The 13,208-nt window shown below is 57.8% G+C and carries 13 protein-coding genes; 9 read left to right on the forward strand and 4 right to left on the reverse strand.

What is annotated here, in order from left to right:
* Positions 1-10: 10 nt before the first annotated feature.
* Both AC2FLO_RS08190 and AC2FLO_RS08195 read right to left on the reverse strand, forming a co-directional pair.
* Positions 11-700, reverse strand: a complete 690-nt coding sequence (locus AC2FLO_RS08190) for a nitroreductase family protein (protein ID WP_496752746.1) — start codon at positions 698-700, stop codon at positions 11-13.
* Positions 701-727: 27 nt separating this feature from the next.
* Positions 728-1,621, reverse strand: coding sequence for a LysR family transcriptional regulator ArgP (locus AC2FLO_RS08195; protein ID WP_496752745.1), 894 nt, complete (start codon positions 1,619-1,621; stop codon positions 728-730).
* Between the two features lie 87 nt (positions 1,622-1,708).
* Between AC2FLO_RS08195 and AC2FLO_RS08200 the strand changes: the two genes are divergently transcribed.
* The 6 genes from AC2FLO_RS08200 (at position 1,709) to AC2FLO_RS08225 (ending at position 7,634) form a co-directional block, all read left to right on the forward strand.
* Positions 1,709-2,308: a LysE/ArgO family amino acid transporter gene (locus AC2FLO_RS08200; RefSeq protein ID WP_496752744.1), complete on the forward strand. Its 600-nt coding sequence runs from the start codon at positions 1,709-1,711 to the stop codon at positions 2,306-2,308.
* 40 nt (positions 2,309-2,348) lie between these two features.
* Positions 2,349-3,257 (forward strand): DMT family transporter, encoded by a 909-nt coding sequence (locus tag AC2FLO_RS08205; RefSeq protein ID WP_209504595.1) that lies wholly within the window; start codon positions 2,349-2,351, stop codon positions 3,255-3,257.
* A gap of 83 nt (positions 3,258-3,340) precedes the next feature.
* Positions 3,341-3,913, forward strand: a complete 573-nt coding sequence (gene betI / locus AC2FLO_RS08210; RefSeq protein WP_267365208.1) for a choline-binding transcriptional repressor BetI — start codon at positions 3,341-3,343, stop codon at positions 3,911-3,913.
* A complete protein-coding gene (betC, locus tag AC2FLO_RS08215) occupies positions 3,910-5,418 on the forward strand; it encodes a choline-sulfatase (protein ID WP_496752743.1) in 1,509 nt (502 codons plus the stop codon). The genes betI and betC overlap by 4 nt, the downstream gene beginning before the upstream one ends.
* Positions 5,419-5,483: 65 nt before the next feature.
* The gene (gene betA / locus AC2FLO_RS08220; RefSeq protein ID WP_267365205.1) at positions 5,484-7,142 is read left to right on the forward strand and encodes a choline dehydrogenase; all 1,659 of its coding nucleotides are present in this window, start codon (positions 5,484-5,486) and stop codon (positions 7,140-7,142) included.
* A gap of 252 nt (positions 7,143-7,394) precedes the next feature.
* Positions 7,395-7,634, forward strand: coding sequence for an HP1242/YdcH family protein (locus tag AC2FLO_RS08225; RefSeq protein ID WP_209504591.1), 240 nt, complete (start codon positions 7,395-7,397; stop codon positions 7,632-7,634).
* 74 nt (positions 7,635-7,708) lie between these two features.
* Here the strand turns inward: AC2FLO_RS08225 and AC2FLO_RS08230 are convergent, their stop codons facing one another.
* Together AC2FLO_RS08230 and AC2FLO_RS08235 are read right to left on the reverse strand one after the other, a co-directional pair.
* Positions 7,709-9,109, reverse strand: a complete 1,401-nt coding sequence (locus AC2FLO_RS08230; RefSeq protein WP_496752741.1) for a helix-turn-helix domain-containing protein — start codon at positions 9,107-9,109, stop codon at positions 7,709-7,711.
* 63 nt (positions 9,110-9,172) lie between these two features.
* The gene (locus tag AC2FLO_RS08235; RefSeq protein ID WP_480582913.1) at positions 9,173-10,378 is read right to left on the reverse strand and encodes a multidrug effflux MFS transporter; all 1,206 of its coding nucleotides are present in this window, start codon (positions 10,376-10,378) and stop codon (positions 9,173-9,175) included.
* A gap of 183 nt (positions 10,379-10,561) precedes the next feature.
* Here AC2FLO_RS08235 and AC2FLO_RS08240 point away from each other — a divergent pair, with 183 nt between their 5' ends.
* From AC2FLO_RS08240 to AC2FLO_RS08250, 3 genes are all read left to right on the forward strand, one after another.
* Positions 10,562-12,094 carry an acyl-CoA carboxylase subunit beta gene (locus AC2FLO_RS08240; protein WP_480582916.1) on the forward strand — a complete coding sequence of 511 codons (1,533 nt, stop codon included), beginning with the start codon at positions 10,562-10,564 and terminating at the stop codon, positions 12,092-12,094.
* Between the two features lie 266 nt (positions 12,095-12,360).
* Positions 12,361-12,693 carry a DUF6497 family protein gene (locus tag AC2FLO_RS08245; RefSeq protein WP_267367703.1) on the forward strand — a complete coding sequence of 111 codons (333 nt, stop codon included), beginning with the start codon at positions 12,361-12,363 and terminating at the stop codon, positions 12,691-12,693.
* Between the two features lie 133 nt (positions 12,694-12,826).
* Positions 12,827-13,180, forward strand: coding sequence for a hypothetical protein (locus AC2FLO_RS08250; protein WP_480773163.1), 354 nt, complete (start codon positions 12,827-12,829; stop codon positions 13,178-13,180).
* Positions 13,181-13,208: the final 28 nt, after the last annotated feature.

Raw genomic sequence — 13,208 nt, forward strand, 5'->3', positions numbered from 1 at the left:
GGCGAAAGCCTCAGAAGAGGGATGAAATCTCTTCCAGGGGTTTCTTGAGTTTTGCCACAGCAGGCACAGTCGCGTCTTCTGACGGATGCCCCACTGCAATAATCATGGTTGGTTTTTCCGACGCGGGCCGGTCCAGCGCGTCGTTCAGAAACCGCATCGGGTTCGGGGTGTGGGTTAGGGTGCTGAGGCCCGCGTGATGCAGCGCAGCAATCAGAAAGCCGGTGGCAATGTTTACACTCTCCGGGACGTAGTAGTTCTTGTACCGCGTTCCATCCTCGAACTGCCCCCAGCGCTGGGCAAAAACCACGATCAGCCAAGGGGCGACTGTCAGATGTTCTTTGACCGCGTTGGTGCCGATGGGCTCCAGTGCTTTGATCCATTCATCCCCGGCGCCACCTGCGTAGAACCGGCGTTCTTCTTCTTCGGCTTCTTCCCGGATGCAGTGTTTCAGGGCAGGGTCCGAGATGGCTGCAAAATGCCAGGGTTGGTGATTGGCGCCTGACGGGGCGGTACCCGCAGTGCGCAGACTGGTTTCGATTACCTCACGGGCAACGGGGCGGGGGCTGAAATCCCGGATAGTATGACGCTGACGCATCTTTTCATAAAATGCCTGCGCCGCGCCCAGCATGTCTGTATCGCTGATGTCGCATCGGTCTGGCAGGGGAATAGGGTCATAGCCAAGAGCGTCACGTGAGAACATCGGTCCCTCCGAAAATGTCGTGTCTGTTTAGCTGCTTTGAGGCGGAAGCAAAATCCGTTCTGACGCACGTTTTACAGCCTGGGTCAGAGGTTTGAGTGCGGGCGCAAGAACACGCCCAACCTGCCAGCTCAGCGCGACATCCAGCGGCGCATTGGGCACAATGGGGCGCAGCAGCCCTTGTTTCAAAACCTCCCGCACCAGAGCCGCGGGGTTCATGCCCCACCCAAGCCCGGCAATCGCCGCGTCCACAAATCCGTGTGAAGAAGGCAGGAAATGAGACGGGGGTGAAAGGCGTTTGCCAGTGTGCTGAACAATCCATGCCCTTTGCAGCCCGTCCTTTTGGTTGAAAACCAGGCAGGGTGCCTTGCCCAGTTCTGCCTCGGTCACTTTGTCCCGAAACCAGGTGTTGATGAATTCCGGGCTGGCCGTTGGCAGGTACCGCAACACGCCCAGTGGGATCGCGTCGCACCCGGTCACTGTCTGGCCACCAACGGTGACGGCGGCGCTTACCTCGCCCCGCCGCAGCCAGTCTGCGGAGTGATCCTGATCGTCGATCACCAGATCAAACAGCATGTCAGGCACCTGCGCCATCGCATCAACAAACCAGGTGGCCAGACTGTCTGCCGGTACGGCAATGCGGACGCGGGCGGACCTTGATTCCTGCTCCAGCGTAAGCTCTCGAACCAGCTGTGCCTCAAGCAGTCCGACATCTTCCGCGTAACGGGCGATGCGCAGCCCGGCGGGCGTTCCGGTGCAAGGGGTGCCCCGATGTATCAGGGTGGCTCCAATCCGATCCTCAAGCGCCCTGATCCGCTGGGATATCGCCGAGGGCGTCACCGCCAGCTCTGCCGCAGCCGCATCAAAGCTGCCATGACGCAGAATGGCAGCCAAAGCGGACAGGTGAAGAGGATCTAGCAACATTAGTCAGGCTTAACTCGGGGTAACATCTTTAATTTGATAGATCGCACCAACGGCCTTAGTCAACGTCTTGCAATAGCAGGAGGTCCCATGCCCACGTCCATGATCGCCGGTTTCGCGCTGGGTTTCAGTCTGATCCTCGCCATCGGGGCACAGAACGCCTTTATTTTGCGACAGGGGTTGCGGCGTGAACATGTGTTTCTTCTGTGCCTGACCTGCTCAATGTCTGACGCGGTTTTGATTGTTGCAGGCGTCACAGGGTTCGGGACTCTGGCGCATTCAGCCCCCTGGTTTGAACCTGTACTGCGATTTGGCGGGGCCGCTTTTCTGACGTGGTATGGGCTGCGCAGCTTCGGGTCTGCCCTGCGGGGTGGCGCGGTAATGGAAACGGGCAACGGCCCGCGAACCAGCCTTAAAACCGCGATGCTTACCGTTCTCGCCTTCACCTGGCTGAACCCGCATGTCTATCTGGATACAGTGGTTCTGATCGGTTCCATCTCGGCACAGTATGATGACCGGGTCGGATTTGCCATCGGGGCGGTCATTTCCAGCTTTGTCTTCTTCTTTTCACTTGGATACGGCGCAGGTGTTCTGTCTCCGGTGTTTGCGCGCCCGCGCGCCTGGCAGGTGCTGGATGCAGTGATCGGTGTCGTAATGCTGGGTATCGCACTGAAACTTGTTGTCATGTGAAGGGTTGTTCCCGGCAGGGTTTCGGTGTTCAACCTAAGCCATGACATCGCTTGCCGTTTCGTCGCGCCCGCTTGCCGGTATGTTCTGGATGTTTGCCGCAGGGCTGTCCTTTGTTGTGATGACCGCATTGGTCAAATCTCTGGGCACGACGATGAATCCGATCCAGGCCGCATTCCTGCGTTATGCGCTGGGATTGGTGTTTCTGTTACCGGCCTTGCGGTCGATCATGGCGACCCGGCTGACACCCCGCCTGCTGACGCTGTTCGGTTTGCGCGGTGTCGTACACGCGATTGCTGTCATGCTTTGGTTCTTCGCCATGACACAAATTCCCTTGGCCGAAGTCACTGCGATGAACTACATGACGCCGGTTTATGTCACCTTGGGTGCAGCCCTGTTTTTGGGCGAGAAGCTGGCTTTTCGCAGGGTCGCCGCGATTCTGGTCGCTTTGGTGGGCGTGCTGGTCATCCTGCGCCCCGGGTTTCGCGAGGTCTCACAAGGTCACCTTGCCATGCTCGGAACGGCCCTGATGCTAAGTGGGTCCTATTTGCTGGCCAAGCTTCTTGTCCGCGACGTTCCACCTTCGGTTGTCGTGGCGCACCTTTCCATCTGGGTAACCATCGCCTTGATCCCCTTTGCGGTTGCCGTCTGGACCCGGCCCAGTATGCAAGAACTCGGGGTTCTGTTTCTGGTGGCCAGCTTTGCGACCGCAGGTCATTACTTCATGACATTGGCGTTGCAGGCCGCGCCTGTGGCCGTCACACAACCCGTCACATTCCTGCAGTTGATCTGGGCCACGCTTGTGGGTGCAGCGATCTTCCACGAAAGTGTCGACCTATGGGTTGTGGCTGGCGGAACCCTGATACTGGGCGCAGTAAGCTTCATCTCATGGCGCGAGTTCATGTTGAACCGGCGGGACTTGACGCCTCCCAGTATTGCGCCGAAGCTGTAACAAGACATCTCTGCGCTTACGTTGATTGACGAGTCAATAAAAACATCCTAGCTTGGTCGCATGACACCTGTATGGGGAAAGCGATGCCAAAAGTTGGAATGGAGCCGATCCGCAAGGACGCGATTGTTCGAGCGACGATTGCTGAACTGGGTGTCAAGAAATCCCTGGATGTAACCGTCAGCCAGATTGCCAAACGCGCGGGCATGTCCAGCGCACTGGCACACCATTATTTTGGCGGAAAGGATCAGATATTTCTGGCCGCAATGCGTCAGATCCTCGCTGACTTTAGCGACGAAGCCAGGGCCCAGTTGAAAGCGGCCAAACCGGGCAATCGGGCAGAGGCGATTATCCACGCCTGTTTTGCTCCCTCATGTTTCACACCTGACGTGATTGCCGCCTGGATGACCTTTTACGTGTTGGCGCAGACCAATAGTGACGCGCTGCGTTTGTGGCAGATCTATCAGGCGCGCATAAGATCGAACCTGGTCCATGCCCTGCGTCCCAGGATACAGGATCCGGTTGAGGCGGCCGAGAACATGATTGCCCTGATTGACGGGCTCTATATTCGCGCAGCGCTCAGCGCCCCGGAAGAACCGCAACTGGCCGTGAACCACGCAATGCGCGTGCTCGATACTCTGCTCGAGGCTGAAAAATGACAAAACCGAACATTCTGATCCTGATGGTGGATCAGCTGAACGGAACCCTCTTTCCCGACGGTCCCGCTGACTGGCTTCATGCTCCGAACCTGAAGAAACTGGCCGAACGGTCGACCCGCTTTGCCAACGCTTATACTGCGTCGCCGCTTTGTGCGCCGGGGCGGGCCAGCTTCATGTCCGGTCAATTGCCCTCACGCACCGGCGTCTATGACAACGCGGCAGAGTTTCGCAGCGATATCCCAACTTACGCACATCACCTGCGTCGCGCGGGCTATTACACCTGTCTGTCAGGCAAAATGCACTTTGTCGGGCCGGACCAGATGCACGGGTTTGAGGATCGCCTGACAACTGATATCTACCCGGCCGATTTTGGCTGGACACCGGATTACCGAAAGCCGGGTGAGCGGATCGACTGGTGGTATCACAACATGGGGTCGGTGACCGGCGCGGGTATTGCCGAGATTTCCAACCAGATGGAGTATGATGACGAGGTCGCCTATAACGCCAAGGCCAAACTGTATGACCTTGCGCGCGGCAAGGATGACCGCCCATGGTGCGTGACGGTCAGCTTCACCCATCCGCATGATCCCTATGTCGCCCGGCGCAAATACTGGGACCTCTACGAGGATTGCGAGCATCTGCTGCCTGAAATCGCTGATATCGGCTATGAAAACCAGGATCCTCACGCCAAGCGAATCTTCGACGCCAATGACTGGCGTAACTTCGACATCACCGAGGAAGACATTCGCAAGTCCCGCCGTGCCTATTTAGCCAACATCACATATCTCGATGACAAGATTGGTGAAATCCTCGAAGTGCTGGAAACGACACGGCAAGAGGCGATCATCCTGTTCGTCTCGGATCACGGTGACATGCTGGGTGAACGGGGCTTGTGGTTCAAAATGAACTTCTACGAAGGCTCGGCGCGCGTTCCTTTGATGATTTCATCCCCGGATTTGCCTGCGGGGCGGATCGATACACCGGTTTCCACCATTGATGTGACACCCACACTCGGGGCTCTGGCAGGTGTTGACATGGCCGAGATCGCCCCATGGACGGACGGTGAAAACCTGGTGCCGCTGGCGCAAGGCGGGGAACGAACCGCACCTGTGGCCATGGAATACGCGGCCGAGGCATCGTATGCGCCGCTGGTGTCGCTGCGCTATGGCAAGTGGAAATACAATCGATGCGCGCTGGACCCGGATCAATTGTTTGATCTCGAGGCAGACCCGCATGAGCTGACCAATCTGGCAGGCAGCCCCGAACATGCGGGAACGCTGCAAACCCTGCGCGCAAAGTCCGAGGCCCGCTGGGATTTGGAGCGCTTCGACGCGGATGTCCGTGCCAGTCAGGCGCGACGCTGGGTCGTGTACGAAGCACTGCGGCAAGGCGGATATTATCCATGGGATTATCAGCCGCTGCAAAAGGCGTCCGAACGCTACATGCGCAATCATATGGATCTGAACATCGTCGAGGAAAACGCCCGGTTCCCACGCGGCGAGTAACCTCTTCATCTTTATTAAAAACTCCCGCCGGAGGCGTCATACCCGGCGGGCGAGGAGTTGTGAATATGGAAGCAGATTTTGTCATCGTTGGCGCAGGGTCCGCAGGCTGCGCAATGGCATATCGTCTGAGCGAAGGTGGGGCCTCGGTCCTTGTGATCGAGCACGGTGGTACCGACATGGGGCCGTTTATCCAGATGCCTGCCGCGCTCAGCTATCCGATGAACATGTCGCGCTATGACTGGGGGTATCAGTCCGAGCCCGAACCGCATCTGAACAACCGCCGTCTGGCCTGCCCGCGCGGCAAGGTGATCGGCGGGTCGTCGTCGATCAACGGCATGGTCTATGTGCGCGGTCACGCACGCGATTTCGACACCTGGGCCGAGATGGGGGCTGACGGTTGGTCTTATGCGGATGTGCTGCCCTATTACAAACGCATGGAGACATGGCATGACGGCGGCCATGGGGGCGATCCGGCCTGGCGCGGAACCAACGGGCCGTTGCACGTATCGCGCGGTCCACGAGCAAACCCACTGTTTCAGGCCTTTGTCGATGCAGGCCAGCAAGCGGGATACGAGGTCACCGGCGACTATAACGGAGAAAAGCAGGAAGGCTTTGGCCCGATGGAGCAGACCGTCTGGAAAGGGCGGCGCTGGTCGGCGGCAAATGCCTATCTGAAGCCCGCGCTCAAACGCGACAATTGTGATATCGTGCGGGGTCTTGCGTCTCGAGTTGTTATGGAAAACGGTCGCGCCACTGGCGTAGAACTAATCCGTGGCGGCAAGAAAGAGATCATCAAGGCCCGGCGCGAGGTCGTTCTGGCCGCGTCCTCGATCAACTCGCCCAAACTGCTTATGCTGTCCGGTATCGGCCCGGGCGCACATCTGGCGGAACATGGGATCAACGTCGTTGCGGATCGTCCGGGGGTGGGTGCGAACCTTCAGGATCATCTGGAGCTGTATATTCAACAAGCTTCGCTACAGCCGATTACGCTCTACAAGCACTGGAACCTGTTCAGCAAGGGTCTGATCGGGGCGCAATGGCTGTTCACCAAAACAGGTTTGGGCGCATCGAACCAGTTTGAAAGCGCGGCATTCATCCGGTCGAAGCCAGGTGTGGAGTATCCCGACATTCAGTACCACTTCCTGCCGATCGCAGTTCGCTATGACGGGCAGGCGGCGGCAGAGGGGCACGGGTTCCAGGCGCATGTCGGCCCGATGCGGTCCCCGTCACGCGGGGCGGTCACATTGCGATCTGCGCAAGCCGCAGACGCGCCGGTGATCAAGTTCAACTACATGAGCCATGAAGAGGATTGGGAAGACTTCCGCACCTGTATCCGGCTGACCCGCGAAATCTTTGGACAAAACGCTTTCAAACCCTATGCGGGCAAGGAAATTCAGCCGGGTGCCGCTGTGCAAACCGATGAAGAGCTGAACGCCTTTATCGCGGAACATGCCGAAAGCGCCTATCACCCCTGTGGCACCTGCCGGATGGGGCGTGCGGATGACAAAGGTGCGGTGGTCGATCCCGAGGGTCGCGTCATCGGCGTGGACGGGCTGCGCGTCGCGGACAGTTCGATTTTCCCGCAGATCACCAACGGCAATCTCAACGCGCCCTCGATCATGGTGGGCGAGAAAGTATCGGATTCTCTGCTGGGCAAAGACCCGTTACCCAAGGCCAATGATCGCCCGTGGATCCACCCCGGCTGGGCAACCGCGCAGCGATAATGATACTTAACTGCTCCCGGTTGAATACGCTATTCAGCGCTTGCCGGGGGCATGTTAGGAAAAGGTTCAGCGTTCTTGTCCAGAAAAGGTTGAGCCACGTTTCAGCACAACTTGCCCTCGGCACGGCAGGATGGCGCGTGGAGCTTTTTTGAAATTCGCGGGATTATTGCGGGTAGTTGATCCCGGTCAAAGCGATAACCCGATCACGCTTCTATCACTGGTTTGCAACGACATATGAAGGAGCGAACAGAGATGTCTCACACCCCGCATGAACTGGCCGAAGAGTTTCCGGACAAAGTTGAACTGATGAGCCAGCTCAAGCAGTCGGATGCGCATTTCGCCCGGCTGGCCGATGAATATCATGAGGTCAACCGCGAAGTGCACCGCGCCGAAACCAATGTCGAACCCATGGAGGAACTGGCCGAGGTTGACCTGCGCAAAAAACGCGCGGCGCTGAAGGATGAGATCTGGGCGATCCTGTCCAAGGCTTAAATTCATTGGCGGGGGCTATGCCCCCGTCGTGCCCAGAGACGTGACGCAGATAGGGCTTAGTCGCCAGACCAAGATCAGTTCACTTCATAGGGCAGGGTGCCGCGAATATGGGTGTCGATGCTTAGACGGCGTTCCAGCGGCGGAACCGAACGCTGGTGACATGTTTGCCGCTCGCAGATGCGGCAGGAAATTCCAATGGGCTCGTAAGCGCTGGCATTGTTGATGTCGAGGTTATCAGCATAAACAAGCGCCGGGGCATGGCGGACCTCGCACCCCAACGCAATGGCGTACCGTCTGACGGGCGCACCAAACGAACCCCCCGATTTTGAGACATCCCGCGCCAGCGAGATATAGCGAACGCCATCTGGTGTTTCCGCCAGCTGTCGCAGGAAATGCCCGGGCGTTTCAAAGGCCCGATGCACGTTCCAAAGCGGGCAAGCGCCACCAAAGCGTGCAAATTGCAGGCGTGTGGCCGAGTGCCGCTTGGTGATCGTCCCCGCCTGATCAACCCGGACGAAGAAGAACGGGATACCCTTGGCGCCGGGACGCTGTAGTGTCGACAGCCGATGTGCAACCTGCTCGACCGACGCCCCGAACCGGTTGCTGAGCAGCTCCAGATCGTGACGCTCTTCCTGAGCAGCAGTCAAAAACGCGGTATAAGGCATCAGAGAGGCACCAGCGAAATAGTTGGCAAGACCGATCTTGGCGATGGCGCGGGCTTCGTCACTTTGGAACTTGGCGAAATCCAGCGTCGCCTCCAGCAACTGGTCCTGACTGATCAGCGCGACCTGTAACAGAAGCTGGAACACCTGCGTCTGCGGCGCTGCACGGGAGGACAGGCGCAAAATTTTGCTGTCGACATCATAAGCGCGCAAGGGGCCCATATCTGAAAAAACCACCTGAATTCCGCGTTCTGAAAGGCTGCTCAGGGCGGCTTGCCGGATACCGCCGGGGCCGTCGGCGCGGTTGGCAAACAGTTCCGCTGCCCTGTCCACGGCGTCGATGTAGTTGTCGCAATAGTGGAAGAAATCACGCACTTCTTCCCACGGGCTGGCCTGAATACGTGCATCTTCACGCCCCAAAGCCTCGTCCAGCGAGGCAAGTCGTTCATGTGTCTGCCGGTAAGTTTTGTGCAATTCGATAAACGCGCGCGCCAGGGCCGGGGCGTTGGAAGCTGTCAGGCGCAGATCGGCCAGAGGGGGCTGTATGTCGGCAAAAACAGGATCGGCCAGCGCCTCGCGCATGTCTGAAACAAGACGTTCGCTGTCGCCGGTGCTGAGTTCGGTAACATCCATTCCGAATTCCTGCGCCAGAGCCAGCACAACCGTGGTCGAGATCGGCCGGTTGTTGTTCTCCATCTGGTTCAGATAAGGCAGTGAAACGCCCAGTTTGGCGGCAAATTCGCGCTGCGTCAGGGTCAGGCGCGTACGCATTTCGCGCAGTTTCGCTCCCGCATAGAGCTTTTGGGTGGCCATAGGGTGCCTTTGCAAGTTTTCCAATTTCCGAGGTTAACTTTGCAAAGTCATTGGGGCAAGCGGTTACAGCCCCAATTGTCGTTCTCTTCGTACGACAGTTGAAATTGCGACGATCGCCAGAACGGCTGTTGCCAGCATCAGCCAAAGCAGCGGCATCGCGCCAGTTTCACGTGTCAGCAAGGCACCTGCCAGCGCGCTCAGCCCGGCGCCGCCGCCCAACATGATGGCCCCACTCAGGCCCGAGGCGGTTGCAGCCAGTTGAGGGCGCACTGATAGCGCGCCCGAAGTTGCGTTGGGGATGACCATGCCATTACCGACGCCCACAAATGTCATGAACCCAAAGAAACTGAGTGCGGTTCCGCGGTCCGCTAAAAACAGCAATGCCGATACAGCTACGCCAAACGCATTGAGCAGGCTTCCCCACAGCACCATGCGGTTCACGCCGAACCGCACTGAAAACCGCCCGCTCATGAAGTTGCCGACAAAATACCCAACTGCAGGTGCGCCAAAATAAATGCCAACCTGCGCCGCGCTCAACCCGAACAATTCTGTGCCGATGAATGGTGCGCCGCCGAGATAGGCGAAAAACGAACCCGATGAGAAGGCACAAGCCAGTGAGTATCCCCAGAACCGTGGCGAGGTCAAAAGTTCGGGGTATTCCTTGAACTGCTGGACAAGCGTTTTGCCGCTCTTTGCCGATGTTTCCCCAAAGTCCGAATAGGTCAGTGCCATAGTCAGCAGACCTACGGCAAAGGGCAGCCAGAAATTCGCTTTCCAGCCAAAACTCACTTCCAGCAAGCCGCCGATGGCAGGGCCAATCATCGGAACCACGGCCATGCCCATCGTTACATAACCGATCATTGAGGCAGCTTGGTCCTGATCGTACATGTCCCGCACCGCAGCGCGGCTGAGAACCATGCCGACGACCACAACAGCCTGACACATCCTGAACGCCAGAAAAACCGTGGCATTGGGGGCGAAGATGCACCCAAGGGTCGCTATCAGGAACAGGCCAAGGCCCCACAATAAAACTGGTCTGCGACCTGCCTGATCCGCAATTGGACCTATGAGAATTTGCAGAATGGCATTGATCAGCAGATAAAGCGCAATCGACAGCTGCATGACCTTGTAATCGGTTTCGAAATACTCGGCCATGTTTGGCAGGCTGGGCAGAAACAGGTTCATGCTCAGGGCGGACAGGCCCGAGAGTAAAACAAGCGTCGCCAATGTGGGTGGTGTGCGGTGGACCGCGTCAGAGCTAAACTGCATGGTTCACATGTATAGCCGTGGATTTTCGGATTGCCAGCCATTCGCAGAATTGCTTATAAAAATTCGCAGTTTTGCAGTTATCCAAATTACTGTTGCTGAAATTTTGCAAATTTGCCGAAAATAGCTTTGGATGAGCGGCCCAAGCAGGTAGGGTCCCGGCAAATTTATAAGGGGATAGTCGTCATGAAAGACATTCTTTCCGAATTGGAAGACCGCCGCGACAACGCACGCCTGGGCGGTGGGCAGAAACGGATCGATGCCCAGCACGCGCGCGGCAAACTGACCGCACGAGAACGGATCGAACTGCTGCTGGACGAGGGCAGCTTTGAAGAGTTTGACATGTTCGTCAGCCATCGCTGCACCGATTTCGGAATGGAAAAACAAAAGCCTGCGGGTGACGGCGTCGTCACCGGCTGGGGTACGATCAACGGGCGCATGGTTTATGTGTTCAGCCAGGATTTTACCGTCTTTGGCGGATCGCTGTCGGAAACCCATGCTCAGAAGATTTGCAAGATTATGGACATGGCGGTCCAGAACGGTGCGCCGGTGATTGGCATCAACGATTCGGGCGGCGCGCGCATTCAGGAAGGTGTGGCTTCGCTGGCGGGGTATGCCGAAGTGTTCCAGCGCAACATCATGGCCTCGGGCGTGGTGCCGCAGATCAGCGTTATCATGGGCCCCTGTGCGGGTGGCGCGGTGTACAGCCCGGCGATGACCGACTTTATCTTCATGGTCAAAGACACCTCTTACATGTTCGTGACCGGCCCTGATGTGGTGAAGACCGTAACCAACGAAGTGGTGACTGCCGAGGAACTGGGCGGGGCTTCGACCCATACCAAGAAATCCTCGGTCGCTGATGGCGCGTTCGAAAACGACGTCGAAGCTTTGGCCGAGGTGCGGCGCCTGGTGGACTTTCTGCCCCTCAACAACCGCGAAAAGCCGCCCGTGCGCCCGTTCTTTGACGAGCCCGGCCGGATCGAGGCTTCGCTAGACACTCTTGTGCCAGAGAATCCGAACACGCCCTACGACATGAAGGAACTCATAGCCAAAGTGGCGGACGAGGGCGATTTCTATGAAATTCAGGAAGATTTTGCCAAGAATATCATTACCGGGTTCATCCGGCTGGAAGGTCAGACCGTAGGCGTCGTCGCAAACCAGCCGATGGTGTTGGCCGGGTGTCTGGATATCGACTCCTCGCGCAAGGCTGCGCGCTTTGTGCGCTTCTGTGACTGCTTCGAAATCCCGATCCTGACATTAGTCGACGTTCCTGGCTTCCTGCCGGGAACAAGCCAGGAATATGGTGGTGTCATCAAGCATGGGGCCAAGTTGCTCTTTGCCTATGGTGAGGCAACCGTGCCGAAGGTGACAGTGATTACCCGAAAGGCCTATGGCGGTGCTTACGACGTTATGGCCTCCAAGCATTTGCGCGGTGATTTCAACTATGCCTGGCCCACCGCCGAAATTGCGGTCATGGGGGCCAAAGGGGCGACCGAGATCATTCATCGCGCCGATCTGGGGGATGCCGACAAGATCGCATCGCATACCAAGGATTACGAAGACCGATTTGCAAATCCCTTCGTGGCAGCCGAGCGCGGCTTCATCGATGAGGTGATCATGCCGCATTCGACCCGCCGTCGTGTATCCCGGGCATTTGCCAGCTTGCGCGGCAAACAGCTGAAGAACCCGTGGAAAAAGCACGACAATATCCCGCTGTGATCCATCTAGGGGCGGGATGGCCCGCCCCGCTCAATCTTTGACCGTCACAGCGGTTCCGAGGCTGAAACCCCCTCAAATTGAGGCGGAATTGACAAAAACCGGCAAATAGTTAAATGATCCGACCCGTCAGACATAGAACCGCGCAGACTAATCGTACTGCGCGCGCGACCCCGGAAGGAGGAGCTCGCCGCTGGTGGGTCCGGGGTCGCGCCATTTGTCTGGGTGCACTCACCTTCAGCCATCCTGCTTTTGCGGATTCCGATTCGTTGCTGCCGGTGCCGTCGGGCCAGCCAGTGCAACTGAGCGATGTCCTGCTGGACAACAACCCTGGCGAGCTTTGGCTGCGCTTTCGCTTTATCGCGCCCAGAATAGGCGCGTCAGTAGGGCGGATCGGGTATGATGTGGCGTCGAAGGATATGGAGCACCTGTGCCAGATTCTGGCCATTCCATATGTTGCTCAGCATGAATTGCATCCGGCGCGGGTCGTTATCTCTTTGTCCGATCGCCCGGTAGAGTTTGGTGATGCCGCCCCGGATGCGACCCAGTTTTTTGAGGCCTACCGGCTGGAGCAGTCCCGGTGTATCTGGGAGGGGCTTTGACCATGACCGCAAGACTTCATGAGTACAAAGCGTCTCAGACCAACTGTGCGGCTTTGGAGGTGCGCATCATGACCCCATCCTTTTTCGGGCTCGAATTGCTTTTGTCTGCAAGTATGACACAGGGGGGCCATTCATGCTGAAGCACCGTGGTTTTCCCGGTCGCCTTTCAGGCACCGACTTTCAGTTCACCATCCGTCGCGCCAACCCAAAGGGCGTTACACCGTTAACGCAGCGCGAGCGGTTTCGGGATCGTAAACCTGCGGACAGGCGCGCTGACATCGCTTTCATGGAGGCCCTTTGGGCCCATTTCGGCGACCAGCCGTTCGAACGGGGTAATCTGGATGCGGGGCGTCTGAGCTGGCTGTTCGGGCGCGAAGTCATTCCGGCAGAAGACCCCTTTGATCCGGCCAGCTATGATGCTTTGCTTGTCATCGACGTAAACGCTGCGCGCGTATCCTTCCCGGACATCATCGACGGGATGGACTGATTGTGACATTCGCAGCCGCACATAAACC

This window comes from Ruegeria sp. TASC047 (assembly GCF_059612445.1).